This window comes from Streptomyces sp. NPDC020958 (genome assembly GCF_055562175.1).
The window spans coordinates 1-22246 of record NZ_JBVHFU010000019.1 but is presented as its reverse complement, the minus strand read 5'-3'; the positions used below and the strand labels follow the sequence as shown (position 1 = coordinate 22246).

At 71.5% G+C, this 22246-nt stretch carries 3 protein-coding genes; all 3 read right to left on the bottom strand.

From position 1 onward, the window contains the following. Positions 1-88: 88 nt before the first annotated feature. Genes ACZ3KP_RS35730 through ACZ3KP_RS35720 form a run of 3 tightly spaced genes read right to left on the bottom strand, consistent with a single transcriptional unit; the run spans position 89 to position 22179 of the window. The gene (locus tag ACZ3KP_RS35730) at positions 89-6442 is read right to left on the bottom strand and encodes an SDR family NAD(P)-dependent oxidoreductase (RefSeq protein ID WP_467504719.1); all 6354 of its coding nucleotides are present in this window, start codon (positions 6440-6442) and stop codon (positions 89-91) included. A gap of 37 nt (positions 6443-6479) precedes the next feature. Further along, complete coding sequence (locus ACZ3KP_RS35725) at positions 6480-18053, bottom strand: SDR family NAD(P)-dependent oxidoreductase (protein WP_467504717.1); 11574 nt, start codon at positions 18051-18053, stop codon at positions 6480-6482. Positions 18054-18066: 13 nt separating this feature from the next. Next, the gene (locus tag ACZ3KP_RS35720) at positions 18067-22179 is read right to left on the bottom strand and encodes an SDR family NAD(P)-dependent oxidoreductase (protein ID WP_467504716.1); all 4113 of its coding nucleotides are present in this window, start codon (positions 22177-22179) and stop codon (positions 18067-18069) included. Positions 22180-22246 lie beyond the last annotated feature (67 nt).

Genomic DNA, 22246 nt, shown 5'->3' with positions numbered 1-22246 from the left:
GACGGGACAGTTGCTCCGGCTCCTCCGTGCCACTCCGCTACCGCGAGCAGGTGTTCTCCCTCTTAGGCTCTTTCGCCGGTCGATCCGGTCAGCGGACCATCTCCAGCAGCGCCTGCAGGCGGGTGCGGGCGTAGCCGCGGAGTTGCTCGTCGAGGTCCCCCTCCTTCGCGAGGGCCGTCTCCAACTTGGCGAGCTGCTCGACGAGGTCCTCGTCATTGAGCGCCCAGACGTCGCCGAACTCTTCGAGCAGGAACCGGGCGAGCTCGTCCGGTGCCCGGTAGTCGAAGACCAGGGTGGCGGGGAGGGTGAGGCCGGTCTCGGTCGAGAGCCGGTTGCGGAGCTCCAGCGCGGTCAGGGAGTCGATGCCCATGTCGCGGAAGGGCCGCTGGGCGTCGATGTCCCCGGGGCGGGTGTGGCCCAGGACGACGGAGGCGGCTGCCCGGATGACCTCCAGGATCTCCTCCTCTCGCTCGGCAGGGCTGAGCGCGGCCAACCGGTCCGCCAGGCTGACCGCACTCGTGTCCGCAGCAGCGGCCGCAGCAGCGGTCGGGCGGGCCGGGGCGGCGGCAGCAGCGGCCAGGCCGCGCAGTAGCGGAAGCAGCGGTCGTCCCGGGCGTGCCAGTGCGGTCAGGTCCAGCAGGACCGGGACCGCCAGCGGCGTACCCAGCGCGGCAGCGGCCTCGAACAGCGCCAAACCCTGCTCGGTTGTCAGCGGCTGGATGCCGCCACGGCGCAGGCGGGACAATCCGGTGCCGTTGAGGTGCCCGGTCATCTCCGAGGTCTGCTCCCACAGGCCCCAGGCCAGCGACTGGCCGGGCAGGTGCCGGTCCCGGCGGTAGGAGGCCAGCGCGTCCAGGAACGCGTTGGCGGCGGCATAGCCGGCCTGTCCCGGATTGCCCACGACGGCCGCGGCCGAGGAGTACAGCACGAAGCCGGCCAGGCCCGCGTCCTGGGTCAACTCGTGCAGGTTCCACGCCGCATCAGCCTTGGGAGCCATGACGGTCGCGATCCGCTGCGGCGTCAGGGATTCGATTGTGGCGTCGTCGATGACACCGGCGGCGTGCACGACCGCGGTCAGCGGCCGCTCGGCCGCGATCCGCGCCAGCACCGAGGCGAGGCCGTCTCGGTCTGCGGCATCGCCGGCCTGAACGCGGACCTCCGCACCCGACTGCGCCAACTCCGCGACCAGACGGGCGACTCCCGGCGCGACCGGACCACGACGGGACAGCAGGAGCAGGTGGCGCATGCCACGGACATCCACCAGATGCCGGGCCAACTCCCCGCCCAGCGTGCCGGTTCCACCGGTGACGAGGACGGTGCCCTGGCTGTCCCACGCGGCGGGGACGTTGAGCACGACCTTGCCGAGGTGTCGGGCGGCCTGGAGGTGCCGCAGGGCCGCCACGGCCTGCGACAGCTCGAAGGTCGTCACCGGCGGCGGAGTCACGGTGCCCGCGTCGAACATGCCTCCGAGCTCGGCCAGCATCTCCGCGACCCGCGGCACACCAGCGTCCATCAGGTCGAACGCCTGGTAGACCACGCCCGGGTAGACCTCGGCGATCTCAGCGGCGTCGCGGATGTCCGTCTTCCCCATCTCGACGAACCGACCGCCGCGCGGCAGCAGCCGCAGCGACGCGTCCGTGAACTCCCCGGCCAAGGCGTTGACGACCACGTCCACACCCGAACCACCGGTCACGGCCAGGAACCGCTCACAGAAGTCCAGGTCACGGGTCGAGGCGATGTGGCTCTCCTCCACACCGGCGGCGAGCAGCGCGTGCTGCTTGGCCGGGCTCGCGGTCGCGAAGACCTCCAGCCCCCACGCCTTGGCCAGCTGCACCGCAGCCGTGCCCACACCACCCGTACCGGCGTGAATCAGCACCCGCTGGCCTGGGCGAGCCTGGCCCAGATCCCGCAGCGCGTAGAACGCGGTGAGGAACCCGACCGGCACCGCCGCGGCCTGCTGGTACGACCAGCCCTGCGGGATGGGGGCCACCAAGCGGCTGTCTACGATCCCGACCGGCCCCCAACCGGGCACCAGACCCATCACCGACTGACCAACCGTCAAGCCAGTGACCCCGGGGCCGGTCTCCAGCACGACACCGGAGCCTTCCCCGCCGAGGACCCGGCCGTCCGAGACCATCCCCAGACCGGCCACCACATCGCGGAAGTTCACACCCGCCGCACGCAGACCAACCCGGACCTGACCCGCCGCCAACTCGGCTTCAGCCTCGGGCGCATCGACGACAGCCGTGCTGCCCAGGTCACCCGGCTCGGTCACCTCGACTCGCCAGCCCGAACCACCGGGAAGCACCAACTCCCCGGACGCACCGGCCCGGACCAGCCGACGACCGAACGCCACCACACCTTCGCCGTCAGCGGCGGGACGGATCCGGACCTCGAACTCGTCGGAATCCAGCACCGCAGCCAGGACGGTGTCCACGTCGGCGTCACGCGTCGGGTCCAGGCCGGCCGCCGGGTCGACATCGACCAGCAGCAGACGACCCGGGTGCTCCGACTGCGTGGAACGGATCAGGCCCGTCACCGCCGCGCCGGCCAGATCCTGACCGGCGGCCGCGCCCTGGGTCCAGATCACCAAGCGTGCGTCGTCGGTCGGGGGGTCGGCCAGCCATTCCTGCACCCACCCCAGCACCGTCACGGCAGCCTGTTGTGCCGCCTGCGGCGCCGACGTCCCGGCGGGAGCGGCAGGCACCGCAGCAACAACCACCGGAGCCGTCCCGGAGCCGTGCCGCGCCCACTGCACTGCACCGGACGGAGCCTGCGTCAGCACCGGGACCCAGTCAACGGTGAACAGCGACTGCCAGGCCTGTCGGCCAGACCCGGCGAGCTGACCGGCCGGGGCCTCACGCAGCACCAACGACCGCGCCTGGAAAACCGGCTGACCGACACCGTCGAACGCCGTCACCGATACCCCACCGGGTCCCGGGGCCAGCACCACGCGCAGGTGGCGGGCACCGCCGGCCAGGAGCCGCACCCCCGACCACACGAACGGCAGGCCCGTCCCCCCACCGCTGCCAGTGCCGCTGCTGTTGCTGTTGGCGGCGGCCAGGAGAGCGTGCAGGGCGGCATCGAGCAGAGCGGGGTGCAGGCCGTACCCGGAGACATCCGCTTCCGCAGCCTCGGGCAGCTCGACCTCGGCGTAGACGGTGTCCCCGGACTGCCAGACCTGACGCAGGCCCTGGAACGCCGGCCCGTAGCCGTAACCGCGCTGGGCAAAGCTCTCGTAGGCGCCGTCAACCGGAACGGACTCCGCATCCGTCGGAGGCCAGACGGCCAGCGGCGCCGGGGCGGGCTCACTGCCGGCCGGGGCCAGCACACCGACCGCGTGCCGAACCCAACTCCCGTCCCCTGCACGGGAGGAAACCGTCACGGTCCGTCGGCCGCTGTCACTGTCGCTGTCGCCGACCTGGACCTGCAGCTGCACATCGCCGGCGCTGGGCAGGAGCAGCGGCTCCTGGAGCGTCAGCTCCTCCAACACGCCGCAGCCGGCCAGGTCCCCGGCGTGGACCGCCAGGTCCACGAACGCCGTGCCGGGCAGCAGCACCGTGCCGTGCACCGCGTGATCGGCCAGCCACGGCATCGCGGCCAGCGACAGCTGACCCGTCAGCACCAGCCCATCACCCTCGGCCAGCCACACCGCCGCCGCCAGCAACGGGTGCGCGTCCCGCTGCAAGCCGATCGACGACGCGTCACCGCGCCCGGTGACGGGCTTGGGCCAGTAGTGCTGACGCTGGAACGCGTACGTCGGCAGATCAACCTTGACCGCCCGGCCCTCGTCGGCGGTTGCCGCGGCCCAGTCCACCTCCACACCAGCCGCATAGGCACCGGCCAGCGCGGTCAGCCAACGACCACGACCGCCATCACCACGCTGCAAGCTGCCCGCGGCGACCAGGTCGTCGCCGGCCTGCGCGATCGCCAAGCCCAGCACCGGATGCGGGCTGACCTCCACGAACACCCGGTGGCCCTCCGCCGCGAGGCCGGCAATGACCTCGCCGAAGCGCACCGTCTGCCGCAGGTTGCGGTACCAGTACCCACCATCCAGCCCGGCGGTGTCCACCACGCGCGCTTCCAGCGTCGAGTAGAACGGCACCGCGCTACTGGCCGCCGACACGCCGGCCAGGTCCTCGGCCAGCCGGTCCCTGACCGCCTCGACATGCGCCGTGTGCGACGCGTAATCCACCGCAATCTTGCGCGCACCGCGATCGGCGTAGGCGTCCGTGAACTCGCTGCACGCCTGCGCGGTACCGGCGACCACGACCTGCCGCGGGCCGTTGACCGCCGCAACCGACAGGTCACCGCCCCAGCGGGAGACCCACTCCTCAACCTCGTCCAGGCCCGCCGGAACCGACACCATCCCACCCGTGCCGGCCAGTCCGGCCAACGCCCGGCTGCGCAGCGCCACAACCCGCGCGCCATCCTCCAACGACAGACCGCCCGCCACACACGCCGCCGCGATCTCACCCTGACTGTGACCCACAACCGCCGCCGGCTCCACGCCATACGCCCGCCACAGCGCGGCCAGACTCACCGCCACCGCCCACGACGCGGGCTGAACCACATCCACCCGAGCCAACAGCCCCGCGTCACCAAGCACCTCACGCAACTGCCAGTCCACAAACGGCGCCAGCGCCTGCGCGCAACGCTCCATCGCCGCCGCGAACACCGGCTCCAGGTCCCACAACTGCAGACCCATACCAACCCACTGCGCACCCTGCCCCGCGAACACAAACACCGGCCGCGACCCCGAACCAGCAACCCCACTCACCACACCGGCAACTTCCCGGCCCGCCGCAGCCGCTGTCAGACCCGCCAACAACTGGCCACGGTCGTCGCCGACCACCGCCAGCCGGTGAGAGAACGCCGTAGTCCTCGTCACCGCCAGGGAGAACGCGACATCCTTGGCCGCAACCTCCGGACGCGCCGTCACGAACTCCGCCAACCGACCCGCCTGCGCAGCCAACGCCACACCAGACCGCGCCGACAACACCCACGCCACCGGACCCACCGGGTCCGGGGCATCCTGAGCATGAGCATCCACGGCAGGGATGTCCTGAGTGGGCTGCTCAAGGATCAGGTGGACGTTGGTGCCGCTGATGCCGAACGCCGACACACCAGCACGACGCGGACCAGTACCCTCCGGCCACTCGCGCGGCTCGGTCAGCAACTCCACCGCACCGGCCGACCAGTCCACATGCGAGGACGGGGCGTCCACGTGCAGGGTCTGCGGCAGCACCCCGTGCCGCATCGCCTGCACCATCTTGATCACACCCGCCACACCAGCCGCAGCCTGCGTGTGACCGATGTTCGACTTCACCGAACCCAGCAGCAGCGGCCGACCCTCAGGACGATCCTGACCGTAAGTCGCCAGCAGCGCCTGCGCCTCGATCGGGTCACCCAGCGAGGTGCCGGTGCCGTGCGCCTCCACGACGTCGACGTCGCTCGCCCGCAGTCTTGCGCTGGCCAGCGCAGCCCGGATCACCCGCTGCTGCGACGGACCGTTCGGCGCCGACAGACCATTGCTCGCACCGTCCTGATTCACCGCACTACCCGCGACCACCGCCAGCACCCGGTGCCCACGCTCACGGGCATCCGACAGCCGCTCCAACACCAGGACACCGACACCCTCACCCCAACCAGTGCCGTCAGCCGCCTCCGCGAACGGCTTGCACCGGCCATCGGCAGCCAACCCCCGCTGCCGCGCGAACTCCGTGAACGCACCCGGGCTGGCCATCACGGTGACGCCGCCGGCCAGCGCGATCCCGCACTCGCCGGACCGCAGCGCCTGCGCCGCCAGGTGAATCGCCGTCAGCGAGGACGAACACGCCGTGTCGATCGAGACCGCGGGACCCTGCAGCCCCAGCGAGTACGCCACCCGACCCGACGCCACACTCGCCATGGTCCCGGTCAGTCCATAACCACCCGCACCGTCCTGGCTCCCGACGCGGTACCCGGACGTGATGACCCCGGCATAGACACCGGTATCGGTGCCTCGCAGCGAACCCGGCTCAATGCCGGCGTCCTCCAGCGCTTCCCAGCAGGTCTCCAGCAGCAGGCGCTGCTGCGGGTCCATCCCCAACGCCTCACGCGGACTGATCCCGAAGAACTCCGCATCGAACTCACCGGCGCCATCCAGGAAGCCACCCACCCGGGCATAACCCGTGCCCGAGTCACCGGAATCACCGGCAAGCAGGCCCGGCGCCTCCCAGCTGCGGTCCGCCGGGAACCCCGACATCGCGTCGGAGCCTCCGGCGACCAGCTGCCAGAAGCCCTCCGGGCCCCCGGCTCCGCCCGGGAACCGGCAGCCGATTCCCACGATCGCGACCGGTTCGCGAATGCTCTCCTCAAGCTTATGCAGTCGGCTCTGGAGCTGCCGGCCATCGTTGATAGCCCGCTTCAGATAATCGCGAAGCTTGTCTTCCTCAGTCATATGTTCAGTACTCCTTGTTTCGAGGCAGACAATTCAGCTACTTGTCGAACCCACGCTCGACGATCTGGTACAGATCCTCGTTGGTGGCCGAGTCCAGGTCGTCCTCGTCGTCCGCCTCTGTTCCCTGTGCCCGCCAGTCCGCCATGAGGGCATACAACTGTTCCGTGATCCGCCCGCGATCGGCGTCGTCGAGGGGCACGGCCGACAACACAGCGCGCAGACCGTCCAGATCCGCCAGGGCAGTCTCAATGGCGTCGGCTTGGCGCGGTACCAACTGCTCGTGCAGGTGCCGGGCGAGCTCCAGCGGGACGGGGTGGTCGAAGACCAGGGTGGCGGGCAGGCTCAGGCCGGTCTCAGCAGAGAGCCGGTTGCGGAGCTCCAACGCGGTCAGGGAGTCGATGCCCAGCTCGCGGAAGGCCCGCTGGGGATCGATGTCCCCGGATCGGGCATGGCCCAGGACGACGGCCGCGGCAGTCCTGACGATCTGCAGGACCTCCTGCTCACCATCGGCGGGAGACAGCGCGGCCAACCGGGCAACCAGGCCACCCGCGTCCGCGGCCACGGCCGCGGTCGGGCGAGCCGGGGCAGTGGTGGCCAGCCCCCGCAGCAGCGCGGGCACTGGTCGTCCTCCACGGGGCAGCCCGCTCAGGTCGAGCTGGGCCGGGACGGCCAGCGGCGTGCCCAGCGCGGCAGCGGCCTCGAACAGCGCGAGACCCTGCTCGGTCGTCAGCGGCTGAACACCACCGCGACGCAGACGGGTCAGACCCGCGCCCTCCAGGTGCCCGGTCATCTCCGACGCCTGGGCCCACAGGCCCCAAGCCAGCGACTGACCGGCCAGCTGCCGATCGCGGCGGTAGGACGCGAGTGCGTCCAGGAACGCGTTGGCGGCGGCGTAACTCCCCTGCCCCGGGCTGCCCATGACAGCCGCGGCCGAGGAGTACAGCACGAACCCGGCCAGGCCCGCGTCCTGGGTCAGCTCGTGCAGGTTCCAGGCCGCATCGGCCTTGGCAGCCAGGACGGTCGCCATGCGCTCGGGCGTCAGGGATTCGATCGTGGCGTCGTCGATGACACCGGCGGCGTGCACGACCGCGGTCAGCGGCCGCTCGGCCGCGATCCGCGCCAGCACCGAGGCGAGGCCGTCTCGGTCTGCGGCATCGCCGGCCTGCACCCGCACGCTCGCACCCGACTGCGCCAACTCCGCGACCAGACGGGCCACGCCCGGCGCGACCGGACCACGACGGGACAGCAGGAGCAGGTGGCGCATGCCACGGACGTCCACCAGGTGCCGGGCCAACTCCCCGCCCAGCGTGCCGGTTCCACCGGTCACCAGGACGGTGCCCTGCGGATCCCACTCAGCGGGAATGTTCACCACGACCTTGCCGAGGTGTCGAGCGGCCTGGAGGTAGCGCAGCGCCGCCACGGCCTGCGACAGCTCGAAGGTCGTCACCGGCGGCGGGACCAACGTGCCCGCGTCGAACATGGCCCCGAGCTCGGCCAGCATCTCCGCGACCCGCGGCACACCGGCGTCCATCAGGTCGAACGCCTGGTAGACCACGTCCGGGTAGGCCTCGGCGATCTCAGCGGCGTCGCGGATGTCGGTCTTGCCCATCTCGACGAACTGACCACCGCGCGGCAGCAGCCGCAGCGACGCGTCCGTGAACTCCCCGGCAAGGGCGTTGAGGACCACGTCCATGCCCTCGCCACCGGTCACGGCCAGGAACCGCTCACAGAAGTCCAGGTCACGGGTCGAGGCGATGTGGCTGTCAGCCACGCCCATGGCCCGCAGCGCGTGCTGCTTGGTCGGACTCGCGGTCGCGAAGACCTCCAGCCCCCACGCCTTGGCCAGCTGCACCGCAGCCGTGCCCACACCACCCGTACCGGCGTGGATCAACACTCGTTGGCCGGGGCGAGCCTGGCCCAGATCCCGCAGCGCGTAGAACGCGGTGAGGAACCCGACCGGCACCGCCGCGGCCTGCTGGTACGACCAGCCCTGCGGGATGGGGGCCACCAAGCGGCTGTCTACGATCCCGACCGGCCCCCAACCGGGCACCAGACCCATCACCGACTGACCAACCGTCAAGCCAGTGACCCCGGGGCCGGTCTCCAGCACGACACCGGAGCCTTCCCCGCCGAGGACCCGGCCGTCCGAGACCATCCCCAGACCGGCCACCACGTCGCGGAAGTTCACGCCCGCCGCACGCAGGCCAACCCGGACCTGACCCGCCGCCAACTCGGCTTCAGCCTCGGGCGCATCGACGACAGCCGTGCTGCCCAGGTCACCCGGCTTGGTCACCTCGACTCGCCAGCCCGAACCACCGGGAAGCAGCAACTCCCCGGACGCACCGACCCGGAGCAGCCGTCGGCCGAACGCCGCGACTCCCCCGCCGTCAGCGGCGGGACGGATGCGGACCTCGGGCTCGTCGGCATCCAGCACCGCGGCCAGCACCGTGTCCACGTCGGCGTCACGCGTCGGGTCCAGGCCGGCCGCCGGGTCGACATCGACCAGCAGCAGACGACCCGGGTGCTCCGACTGCGTGGAACGGATCAGGCCCGTCACCGCCGCGCCGGCCAGGTCCTGGCCGGTCCAGATCACCAATTGCGCGTCGTCGGTCGCGGGATCGGCCAGCCACTCCTGCACCCAACCCAACACCGTCCCGGCAGCCATATGGGCCGCCTGCGGCACCGAACTCCCGGCGGGAGCGGCAGGCACCGCAGCAACAACCACCGGGGCCATCCCGGATCCGTGCCGCGCCCACTTCACTGCGCCGGTCGGAGCCTGCACCGTGAGCGGAACCCAGTCCACCGTGAACAGCGACTGCCGCACCTGGCGACCGGACCCGCCGAACTGACCGGCCGACGCCTCGCGCATCGCCAACGACCGTGCGTGCAGCACCGGCTGCCCGACGCCGTCGAACGCCGACACCGAGACGCCGCCCGCTCCAAGGGCCAAGACCACCCGCAGGTGGCGGGCACCACTCGCCAGCAGCCGCACACCCGACCAGGCGAACGGCAGACCCGTCCCCCCGCCACTGCCATCACTGGCAGCCAGCAGGCTGTGCAGGGCAGCATCGAGCAGCGCGGGATGCAAGCCGAACCCGGCCGCATCGGCTTCCGCAGCTTCCGGCAGCTCGACCTCGGCGTAGACGGTGTCCCCGGCACGCCACACCCGACGCAGACCCTGGAACGCCGGCCCGTAACCGTAACCGCGCTGGGCGAGACGCTCGTAGGCGCCATCGACCGGAACCGATTCCGCACCTGCCGGAGGCCAAGCGGCCAGCGGGGCCGGAACGGGCTCACCATCGGCCTGGGCCAGCACACCAACGGCGTGCCGAACCCACTCGCCCTCCCCCTCGCGGGAGGAGACCGTGACGGTTCGCGGGCCGCTGTCGCCGTCGGTGTCACCGACATGGATCTGCAGCTGCGCGCCGCCCTGGTCCGAGAGAATCAGTGGCTCTTGGAGCGTCAGCTCCTCCAGGACGCCGCAGCCGGCCAGGTCCCCGGCGTGGACCGCCAGGTCCACGAACGCCGTGCCGGGCAGAAGAACCGTGCCGTGCACCGCGTGGTCGGCCAGCCACGGCATCGCGGCCAGCGACAGACGACCCGTCAACACCAGCCCATCACCCTCGGCCAGCCACACCGCCGCCGCCAGCAACGGGTGACCGGAGCGCTGCTGACCAGCCGACGCAACATCCCCACGCCGAGCCACCGCGGCCTTCGGCCAGTAGCGCTGACGCTGGAACGCGTACGTCGGCAGATCAACCTTGACCGCCCGCCCCTCGTCGGCGGTTGCCGCGGCCCAGTCCACCTCCACACCAGCCGCGTAGGCACCGGCCAGCGCGGTCAGCCAACGACCACGACCACCATCACCACGCTGCAAGCTGCCCGCGGCAACCAGGCCATCACCGGCCTGCGCGATCGCCAAGCCCAGCACCGGATGCGGACTGACCTCCACAAACACCCGGTGACCCTCCGCCGCCAGCGCAGCGATCACCTCGCCGAAACGCACCGTCTGCCGCAGGTTCCGATACCAGTACCCACCATCCAGCCCGGCCGTGTCCACCACGCGCGCTTCCAGCGTCGAGTAGAACGGCACCGCGCTACTGGCCGCCGACACGCCGGCCAGATCCTCGGCCAGCCGGTCCCTGACCGCCTCGACATGCGCCGTGTGCGACGCATAATCCACCGCAATCTTGCGCGCGCCGCGATCGGCGTAGGCGTCCGTGAACTCGCTGCACGCCTGCGCGGCACCGGCGACCACGACCTGCCGCGGGCCGTTGACCGCCGCAACCGACAAGTCATCGCCCCAGCGGGAGACCCACTCCTCAACCTCCTCAAGCGAGGCAGGCACCGACACCATGCCACCCGTGCCGGCCAGTCCGGCCAACGCCCGGCTGCGCAGCGCCACAACCCGCGCGCCGTCCTCCAACGACAGACCGCCCGCCACACACGCCGCCGCGATCTCGCCCTGGCTGTGACCCACAACCGCGGCGGGCTCGACGCCATACGCCCGCCACAACTCCGCCAGGCTCACCGCCACCGCCCACGACGCGGGCTGGACCACATCCACCCGAGCCAACAGCCCCGCGTCACCAAGCACCTCACGCAACTGCCAGTCCACAAACGGTGCCAGCGCCTGCGCGCAACGCTCCATCGCCGCCGCGAACACCGGCTCCAGGTCCCACAACTGCAGACCCATACCAACCCACTGCGCACCCTGACCCGCGAACACAAACACCGGCCGCGACCCCGAACCAGCAACCCCGCTCACAACACCGGCAGCTTCCCGGCCCGTTGCAGCCGCTGTCAGACCCGCCAGCAACTGCTCACGGTCATCGCCAACTACCGCCAGGCGGTGGGAGAACGCCGTGGTCCGGGTGACGGCCAGCGAGAACGCGACATCCTTGGCCGCAACCTCCGGACGCGCCGACACGAACTCCGCCAGCCGACCCGCCTGCGCAGCCAGCGCCGCACCGGACCGCGCCGACAGCACCCACGCCACCGGACCCGAAGACGACTCTGGCCCGGCCAGGACAGGAGCATCCACGGCAGGGACATCCTGCGCGGGCTGCTCAAGGATCAGGTGAACGTTGGTGCCGCTGATCCCGAACGCAGACACACCAGCACGACGCGGACCAGTACCCTCCGGCCACTCGCGCGGCTCGGTCAGCAACTCCACCGCACCGGCCGACCAGTCCACATGCGTGGACGGGGCGTCCACGTGCAGGGTCTGCGGCAGCATCCCGTGCCGCATCGCCTGCACCATCTTGATCACACCCGCCACACCAGCCGCAGCCTGGGTGTGACCGATGTTCGACTTCACCGAACCCAGCAGCAGCGGCCGGCCCTCGGGACGGTCCTGACCGTAAGTGGCCAGCAGCGCCTGCGCCTCGATCGGGTCACCGAGCGAGGTGCCGGTGCCGTGCGCCTCCACGACGTCGACATCACTCGGCTGCAGCCCGGCGCTGGCCAGCGCAGCCCGGATCACCCGCTGCTGCGACGGACCGTTCGGAGCCGACAGACCATTGCTCGCACCGTCCTGGTTGATCGCGCTGCCTGCCACGACCGCCAGCACCCGGTGCCCGCGAGCGCTGGCATCCGACAGGCGCTCCAGAACCACCACGCCGACGCCCTCGCCCCAGCCGGTCCCGTCAGCGGCGTCCGAGAACGGCTTGCACCGACCGTCGGCAGCAAGGCCTCGCTGCCGCGCGAACTCCAGGTACGCACCGGGGGTGGCCATGACGGTGACGCCTCCGGCCAGCGCGATCCCGCACTCGCCGGACCGCAGCGCCTGCGCGGCGAGGTGAATCGCCGTCAGCGAGGAGGAGCAGGCCGTGTCGATCGAGACGGCCGGGCCCTGAAGGCCCAGCGAGTACGCCACGCGTCCCGAGGCCACGCTCGCCGTGGTCCCGGTCATTCCGTAACCGCCGGCACCGTACTGTCCTCCGACTCGGTAGCCGGAGGTGATGATGCCCGCGTAGACACCCGTGTCGGTGCCCCGCAGCGAACTCGGGGTGATGCCCGCGTCCTCCAGGGCCTCCCAGCAGGTCTCCAGCAGTAGCCGCTGCTGAGGGTCCATGCCCAGCGCCTCACGCGGACTGATCCCGAAGAACTCCGCGTCGAAGTCACCGGCGCTGTCCAGGAATCCACCCACCGGGGCATAACTCGCGCCCGCATCATCACCGGAATCGAGGTCGGACAGACCCGTCACGTCCCAGCCGCGGTTCGACGGGAAGCCCGACATCGCGTCGGAGCCTCCGGCGACCAGCTGCCAGAAGCCCTCCGGGCCCTCGGCTCCGCCCGGGAACCGGCAGCCGATTCCCACGATCGCCACCGGCTCGTCCGTGCCGACACGGACGGCCGGCACGGCGGTCTCCCCGACGGCCTCGGCAGTCCCGCACGCCTCGGTCACCAGGTGCCGGGCGAGGTCCAGGGGGACGGGGTAGTCGAACACCAGGGTGGCGGGCAGGATCAGGCCGGTCTCCGCAACCAGTCGGTTGCGCAGCTCCAGCGCGGTCAGGGAGTCGATGCCCATCTCGCGGAAGGCCCGCTGGGGATCGATGTCCCCAGGGCTGGCATGGCCCAGAACGCCGGCGACAGTCGCCCGGACGAGCTCCAGCACCTCCTGCTCGCGCTCGGCGGAGCTGAGCGCGGCCAACCGGCCCGCCAGGCCACCCGCGTTCGCGGCCGCGGCCACGGCCGCGGTCGGGCGGGCGGGCGCACCGGCGACCAAGCCGCGCAGCAGCGCGGGCAGTTGACGTCCGGGGCGTGACAGCGCGGTCAGGTCCAGCAGAGCCGGAACCGCCAATGGTGTGCCCAGCGCGGCGGCGGCGTCGAACAGGGCCAGGCCCTGCTCGGTCGTCAGCGGCTGGATGCCGCTGCGGCGCAGCCGGGTCAGACCTGCGCCCTCCAGGTGCCCCGTCATCTCCGAGGCCTGGGCCCACAGCCCCCAGGCCAGCGACTGGCCGGCCAGGTTCCGCTCGCAGCGGTAGGCGGCCAGCGTGTCCAGGAACGCGTTGGCGGCGGCGTAACTCCCCTGCCCCGGGCTGCCCATGACAGCCGCCGCCGAGGAGTACAGCACGAAACCGGCCAGGCCCGCGTCCTCGGTCAGCTCGTGCAGGTTCCACGCCGCGTCGACCTTCGCCGACAGCACCGGCGCCATCCGCTCGGGCGTCAGCGACTCCACGGTGGCGTCGTCGATCACACCGGCGGCGTGCACGACCGCGGTCAGCGGCCGCTCAGTCGCGATCCGCGCCAGCACCGACGCGAGGCCGTCACGGTCGGCGGCATCGCCGGCCTGCACCCGCACGCTCGCACCCGACTGCGCCAACTCGGCGACCAGGCGGGCGACTCCGGGCGCAACGGCACCGCGACGGGACATCAGCACCAGGTGCCGCATCCCACGGACATCCACCAGGTGCCGAGCCAACTCCCCGCCCAGCGTCCCGGTTCCACCGGTCACCAGGACGGTGCCCTGCGGGTCCCACTCGGCGGGCACGGCTCCGGGCTCCTCCGTCCCGGCCCGGGCCAGCCGTCGGCCGAACGCCACCACACCCTCGCCGTCAGCCGCGGGACGGATGCGGACCTCGGGCTCGTCCACAGCCAGCACCGCCGCCAGAACGGTCTCCACGGCGATGTCGTAGGCGGGGTAGAGGGCCGCCGACGGGTCGACATCGACCAGCAGCAGACGACCCGGGTGCTCCGACTGCGCCGAGCGCACCAGGCCCGCCACCGCCGCGCCGACCAGGTCCTGGCCGGCGGCCACACCCTGGGTCCAGATCACCAACCGCGAACTCTCGGTTGCGGGGTCGGCCAGCCACTCCTGCACCCACCCCAGCACCGTCGCAGCAGCCTGCTGGGCCGCCTCCGGCGCCGAAACCCCGAACGGGGGAACCGGAACCGTAGCAACGACCACCGGCGCCGACTCGGAGCCGGTCGGCTGGCCGTGCCGCGCCCACTGCCCTGCGACGGCCGCAGCCTGCACCGGCAGCGCGACCCAGTCCACGGTGAACAGCGACTGGCGCACCTGACGACCGGACCCGGTGAGCTGACCCGCCGGAATCTCACGCATTGCCAGCGACCGGGCCTCCAGCACCGGCTGCCCGGCACTGTCGAACGCGGTCACCGAGACGCCGCCGGACTCACGGGCCAGCACCACCCGCAGCTGGCGGGCGCCGCCGGCCAGCAGCCGCACCCCCGACCAGGCGAACGGCAGACCCGTCCCCCCGCCACTGCCGTTGCCGGTGCCAGCGGCCAAGAGGCCGTGCAGGGCAGCGTCGAGCAGCGCGGGGTGCAGGCCGAACCCGGCGACATCCGCTTCCGCGGCCTGCGGCAGCTCGACCTCGGCGTAGACGGTGTCCCCGGCGCGCCACACCTGACGCAGACCCTGGAAGACCGGCCCGTAGCCGTAACCGCGCCGAGCCAGCTTCTCGTAGGCGTCGTCGACCGGAACCGCCTCCGCACCCTCCGGAGGCCAGACGGCCAGCGGGGCGGGGACGGGCTCACTGCCGGCCGGGGCCAGCACGCCGACGGCGTGCCGGACCCACTCGCCCTCCCCCTCGCGGGAGGAGATTGTGACCGTTCGCGGACCGTCCTCGCCGTCGGTGACGCGGACCTGCAACTGCACGCCACCGTGGTCCGAGAGGAGCAGTGGCTCCTGGAGCGTCAGCTCCTCCAGCACGCCGCAGCCGGCCAGGTCCCCGGCGTGGACCGCCAGGTCCACGAACGCCGTGCCGGCCATGAGCACGGTGCCGTGCACCGCGTGATCGGCCAGCCACGGCATCGCCGACAGCGACAGACGACCCGTCAACACCAGCCCATCACCCTCGGCCAGCCACACCGCCGCCGCCAGCAACGGGTGACCAACGCGCTGCAAGCCGATCGACGACGCGTCACCACGCCCGGTGACGGCCTTGGGCCAGTAGTGCTGACGCTGGAACGCGTACGTCGGCAGATCAACCTTGACCGCCCGGCCCTCGTCGGCGGTTGCCGCGGCCCAGTCCACCTCCACACCAGCCGCATAGGCACCAGCCAGCGCAGTCAGCCAACGACCACGACCACCATCACCACGCTGCAAGCTGCCCGCGGCAACCAGGCCATCACCGGCCTGCGCGATCGCCAAGCCCAGCACCGGATGCGGACTGACCTCCACAAACACCCGGTGGCCCTCCGCCGCGAGGCCGGCAATGACCTCGCCGAAGCGCACCGTCTGCCGCAGGTTGCGGTACCAGTACCCACCATCCAGCCCGGCGGTGTCCACCACGCGCGCTTCCAGCGTCGAGTAGAACGGCACCGCGCTACTGGCCGCCGACACGCCGGCCAGGTCCTCGGCCAGACGGTCCTTCACCGCCTCGACATGCGCCGTGTGCGACGCGTAGTCCACCGCGATCCGCCGCGCACCACGATCGGCGTAGGCGTCCGTGAACTCGCTGCACGCCTGCGCGGCACCGGCGACCACGACCTGCCGCGGGCCGTTGACCGCCGCAACCGACAGGTCATCGCCCCAGCGGGAGACCCACTCCTGAACCTCCTCAAGCGATGCGGGCACCGACACCATGCCGCCCGTGCCGGCCAGTCCGGCCAACGCCCGGCTGCGCAGCGCCACAACCCGCGCGCCATCCTCCAACGACAGACCGCCCGCCACACACGCCGCCGCGATCTCGCCCTGGCTGTGTCCAGTCACCGCGGCGGGCTCGACGCCATACGCCCGCCACAGCGCGGCCAGGCTCACCGCCACCGCCCACGAGGCGGGCTGAACCACATCCACCCGAGCCAACAGCCCCGCGTCACCAAGCACCTCACGCAACTGCCAGTCCACAAACGGCGCCAGCGCCTGCGCGCAACGCTCCATCGCCGCCGCAAACACCGGCTCCAGGTCCCACAACTGCAGACCCATACCAACCCACTGCGCACCCTGACCCGCGAACACAAACACCGGCCGCGACCCCGCCGCCGAACCAGCAACCCCGGCCACAACCCCCGGAGCCTCCCGGCCCGCCGCAGCCGCTGTCAGACCCGCCAGCAACTGCTCACGGTCATCGCCGACCACCGCCAGGCGGTGGGAGAACGCCGTGCTCCTGGTCACCGCAAGGGAGAACGCCAGGTCCTTGGCCGCAACCTCCGGACGCGCCGACACGAACTCCGCCAGGCGAGTCGCCTGCGCGGCCAGTGCCGGAGCGGTCCGCGCCGACAGCACCCACGCCGCCGGACCCGAAGACTCGGACTCCTCCCGGATATCGGTGCCCTGGGCGGGCTGCTCAAGGATCAGATGAACGTTGGTGCCGCTGATCCCGAACGCCGACACACCCGCACGGCGCGGACCAGGACCCTCCGGCCACTCGCGCGGCTCGGTCAGCAACTCCACCGCACCGGCCGACCAGTCCACATGCGAGGACGGGGCGTCCACGTGCAGGGTCTGCGGCAGCATCCCGTGCCGCATCGCCTGCACCATCTTGATCACACCCGCCACACCAGCCGCAGCCTGCGTGTGACCGATGTTCGACTTCACCGAACCCAGCAGCAGCGGCCGACCCTCAGGACGATCCTGACCGTAAGTCGCCAACAGCGCCTGCGCCTCGATCGGATCACCCAACGCCGTACCCGTGCCATGCGCCTCCACGACATCGACATCACTCGGCTGCAGCCTCGCGCTGGCCAGCGCAGCCCGGATCACCCGCTGCTGCGACGGACCGTTCGGCGCCGACAGACCATTGCTCGCACCGTCCTGGTTGACGGCGCTGCCGGACACGACCGCCAGCACCCGGTGCCCACGCTCACGGGCATCCGACAGCCGCTCCAGAACCAGGACGCCGACGCCCTCGCCCCACCCGGTGCCGTCAGCCGCCTCCGCGAACGGCTTGCACCGGCCATCGCCGGCCAGTCCTCGCTGCCGCGCGAACTCGGCGAACGTGCCGGGCGAGGCCATGACGGTGACACCGCCGGCCAGGGCCATCCCGCACTCGCCGGAGCGCAGTGCCTGCACGGCAAGGTGAATTGCCGTCAGCGAGGAGGAGCAGGCCGTGTCGATCGACACCGCGGGGCCCTGGAGCCCCAGCGTGTACGCGATTCGACCGGACGCCACACTCGCCGTCGTACCGGTCATCCCGAAACCGCCGGCACCGTCCTGCTCACCGAGCCGATATCCCGAGGCGATGATGCCCGCGTAGACCCCGGTGTCCGTGCCCTTCAGCGTGGCCGGAGCAATTCCCGCGTCCTCCAGGGCCTCCCAGCACGTCTCCAGCAGCAGGCGCTGCTGCGGGTCCATGCCCAACGCCTCACGCGGACTGATCCCGAAGAACTCCGCATCGAACTCACCGGCGCCATCCAGGAAACCGCCCACCTGGGTGTAGGCCGGGACCTCGTCACCGGAGTCGGACGGGCCTGCCGCCTCCCAGCCGCGGTTCGCCGGGAAGCCCGACATCGCGTCGGAGCCAGCGGCGACCAACTGCCAGAAGCCCTCCGGGTCCTCGACCCCGCCCGGGAACCGACAACCCATCCCTACGATCGCAACCGGTTCCTGCTCGCGGGCCTCTATCTTCCGCAGGCGTTCCTTGGTCTCGTATGAGTCGGCCGTTACCTTCTTCAGAAAGCTGAGGAGCTTCTCGTGCTCTGTCATCTCTGTCATTGGATTAGGAAACTCCTAGCTCTTTAGCAATAAAGTCAAAGACTTCATCAGCAGAGGCCGACTCAAGTTTCTGGGCCGCGGTGTTTTCCGCCGTCGGCTCCTGGTCACGCATCCACTTCGACAGCACGGTCCGCAGTCGGGCCGTGATATCGGAGCGCATTTCGCTGTCTGCGGGTACTCCGGAGAGAATCGATTCGAGCTGGGTGAGCTGGGTGAAGACCGCCGGTTCCACCACCACATCCGCAATGATCTCCGGGCACAGGTGACTGGCGAGATCGGCCGGTGTCGGGTGGTCGAAGACCAGGGTGGCGGGCAGGCTCAGGCCGGTCTCACTGGCGAGTCGGTTGCGGAGCTCCAGCCCGGTCAGGGAGTCGATGCCCATGTCCCGGAAGGCCCGCTGGGGATCGATGTCCCCGGGACGGACATGGCCCAGGACGACGGCGGCAGCGGCCCGGACGATCTCCAGGACCTCGTGCTCGCGCTCGGCAGGACCGAGCGCGGCCAGCTGGGCCGCCAGGCCACTCCCGTCCGCGGCCGTGGCCTCGGCTGCGGTCGGACGTGCGGAGACAACGCCGGCGGTCAGCCCCCGCAGCAGCGGAGGCACCGCCCTTCCTCCGCGAGAGAACGCGCTCAGGTCGAGCCGGGCCGGGACCGCCAGCGGCGCGCCCAGCGCGGCAGCGGCCTCGAACAGCGCGAGACCCTGCTCGGTCGTCAGCGGCTGGACGCCGCCGCGACGCAGCCGGGAGAGGTCGGCGCCGGCCAACTGCCCGGTGATCTCCGAGGTCTGCTCCCACAGGCCCCAGGCCAGCGACTGACCGGCCAGCTGCCGGTCGCGGCGGTAGGACGCGAGTGCGTCCAGGAACGCGTTGGCGGCGGCGTAACTCCCCTGCCCCGGGCTACCCATGACCGCCGCCGCCGAGGAGTACAGCACGAACCCGGCCAGGCCCGCGTCCTCGGTCAACTCGTGCAGGTTCCACGCCGCATCAGCCTTAGCAGCCAGCACCGGCGCCATCCGCTCGGGCGTCAGCGACTCCACGGTGGCGTCGTCGATCACACCGGCGGCGTGCACGACCGCGGTCAGCGGCCGCTCGGCCGCGATCCGCGCCAGCACCGAGGCGAGACCCTCGCGGTCGGCGGCATCGCCGGCCTGCACCCGCACGCTCGCACCCGACTGCGCCAACTCCGCGACCAGACGGGCCACGCCCGGCGCGACCGGACCACGACGCGACAGCAGGAGCAGGTGCCGCATGCCACGGACGTCGACCAGGTGTCGGGCCAACTCGCCGCCCAGCGTGCCGGTTCCACCGGTGACGAGGACGGTGCCCTGCGGATCCCACTCGGCCGGGACGTTCAGCACGACCTTGCCCAGGTGTCGGGCGGCCTGGAGGTAGCGCAGCGCCGCCACAGCCTGCGACAGCTCGAAGGTCGTCACCGGCGGCGGGACCAACGTGCCCGCGTCGAACATGGCCCCGAGCTCGGCCAGCATCTCCCCGACCCGCGGCTCGCCGGCGTCCATCAGGTCGAACGCCTGGTAGACCACCCCGGGGTAGGCCTCAGCAACCTGCTCGGGGTTGCGGATGTCGGTCTTGCCCATCTCGACGAACTGACCACCGCGCGGCAGCAGCCGCAGCGACGCGTCCGTGAACTCCCCGGCCAGGGCGTTGAGGACCACGTCCATGCCCTCGCCACCGGTAACGGCCAGGAACCGCTCACAGAAGTCCAGGTCACGGGTCGAGGCGATGTGGCTGTCAGCCACGCCCATGGCCCGCAGCGCGTGCTGCTTGGCCGGGCTCGCGGTCGCGAAGACCTCCAGGCCCCACGCCTTGGCCAACTGCACCGCAGCCGTGCCCACACCACCCGTACCGGCGTGGATCAACACCCGTTGGCCGGGGCGAGCCTGGCCCAGATCCCGCAACGCGTAGAACGCGGTGAGGAACCCGACCGGCACCGCCGCGGCCTGCTGGTACGACCAGCCCTGCGGGATGGCGGCAACCATGCGGCTGTCCACGATCCCGACAAGACCCCAGTTCGGCACCAGACCCATCACCGGCTGACCAACCGTCAGACCAGTGACTCCGGGGCCGGTCTCCAGCACGACACCGGAGCCTTCACCACCGAGGACCCGGCCGTCCGCGACCATCCCCAGACCGGTCACCACGTCGCGGAAGTTCACACCCACCGCACGCAGACCCACCCGGATCTGACCCGCCGACAGCGCAGCCTCGGTCTCGGGAGCGTCGACGACGGCCGCACTGCCCAGGTCACCCGGCTTGGTCACCTCGACTCGCCAGCCCGAACCAGCGGGCAGTTCCAGTTCCCCGGACGCACCAGCCCGGGCCAGCCGACGACCGAACGCCAATGCACCCTCGCCGTCAGTGGCGGGCCGGATGGAGACCTCAGGCTCCTCGGCACCCAGCGCCATGACCAGGACGGTGTCCACGTCGGCGTCACGCGTCGGTTCCAGGCCGGCCGCCGGGTTGACATCGACCAGCAGCAGACGACCCGGGTGCTCCGACTGCGTCGAACGGATCAGGCCCGCCACTGCCGCACCGGCCAAGTCCTGGCCGGCTGCGACGCCGTGGGTCCAGATCACCAAGCGTGCGTCGTCGGTCGCGGGATCGGCCAGCCACTCCTGCACCCACCCCAGCACCGTCGCAGCAGCCTGGTGCGCCGCCTGCGGCGCCGACGTCCCGGCGGGAGCGGCAGGCACCGCAGCAACAACCACCGGAGCCATCCCGGAACCGTGCCGCGCCCACTGCACTGCGCCTGCCGAAGCCTGCACCGTGAGCGGAACCCAGTCCACCGTGAACAGCGACTGGCGCACCTGGCGATCAGACCCGCTCAGCTGACCCGCCGCGGCCTCGCGCATCGCCAACGACCTTGCGTGCAGTACAGGTTCGCCGACACCGTCGAACGCCGTCACCGAGACGCCGCCCGACTCGCGGGCCAGCACCACGCGCAGCTGGCGAGCGCCTCCCGCCAGCAGCCGAACCCCCGACCACGCGAACGGCAGCCCCGTCCCCCCATTGCCATCACCGGCGGCAAGGAGGCTGTGCAGCGCGGCGTCGAGCAGCGCGGGATGCAGGCCGAAGCCGGCAGCATCGGACTCAATGGCCTCGGGCAGCTCGGCCTCGGCATAAACGGTGTCCCCGGCGCGCCACACCTGACGCAGGCCCTGGAACGCCGGCCCATAACCGTAACCACGCTGGGCAAAACTCTCGTAGGCGTTGTCGACCGGAACGGACTCCGCACCGGCCGGAGGCCAGACAGCCAGCGGTGCCGGGACGGGCTCGTTGCTGGCCGGGGCCAGCACACCCACCGCATTCCGGACCCACTCGCCCTCCCCCTCGCGGGAAGAGACCATGACCGTGCGCCGACCAGTGTCGCTGTCACTGTCACCAACCTGGACCTGCAACTGCACGCCACCAGAACTGGGCAGGAGCAGCGGCTCCTGCAAGGTCAGTTCCTCCAGCACACCGCAGCCGGCCAAGTCACCCGCGTGAACCGCCAGGTCCACGAACGCCGTGCCGGGCAGAAGAACCGTGCCGTGCACCGCGTGGTCGGCCAGCCACGGCATCGCCGACAGCGACAGACGACCCGTCAACACCAGCCCATCACCCTCGGCCAGCCACACCGCCGCCGCCAGCAACGGGTGCCCGTCGCGCTGCTGACCCGCCGACGAAACATCACCACGACCGACGGCCTTCGGCCAGTAGTGCCGGCGCTGGAACGGATACGTCGGCAGGGCAACCCTCTGCGCCCCGCCGGTGATCACCGCGGACCAGTCCACCTCGACGCCAGCGGCATAAAGACCCGCCAGCGCGCGCAGCGCCGTCTCCGCCTCGTCCTGGTCGGCCCGCAACGCCGGAACCCAGGTACCGGCATCAGCCATCGCCGACAGCGCACCATCCGGACCCAACTCCGCGAAGACGCCCACGCCCTGAGCACGCATCGCCTCGACCACGTCGTGATAACGGACCGTCTCCCGCACATGCCCCACCCAGTACGCGGGATCCGTCACGTCCGCACCCGGAGTACCGGACACCAGCGGAATCTGCGGTTCATGGCACGTCACACCGTTCAGGACCCGGCCGAACTCCTCCAGCATCGGGTCCATCAACGGCGAGTGGAACGCATGACTCACCCGCAGCCTGCGCGCCCGCCCACCCCGCTCCCGCCACAAC

What these genes read in the sequence shown, in the direction of transcription:
- ACZ3KP_RS35720 (WP_467504716.1), bottom strand. Translation starts at nt 22,179, where the DNA reads ATGGACCCGATGCTGGAGGAGTTCGGCCGGGTCCTGAACGGTGTGACG.
- ACZ3KP_RS35730 (WP_467504719.1), bottom strand. Translation starts at nt 6,442, where the DNA reads ATGACTGAGGAAGACAAGCTTCGCGATTATCTGAAGCGGGCTATCAAC.
- ACZ3KP_RS35725 (WP_467504717.1), bottom strand. Translation starts at nt 18,053, where the DNA reads ATGACAGAGCACGAGAAGCTCCTCAGCTTTCTGAAGAAGGTAACGGCC.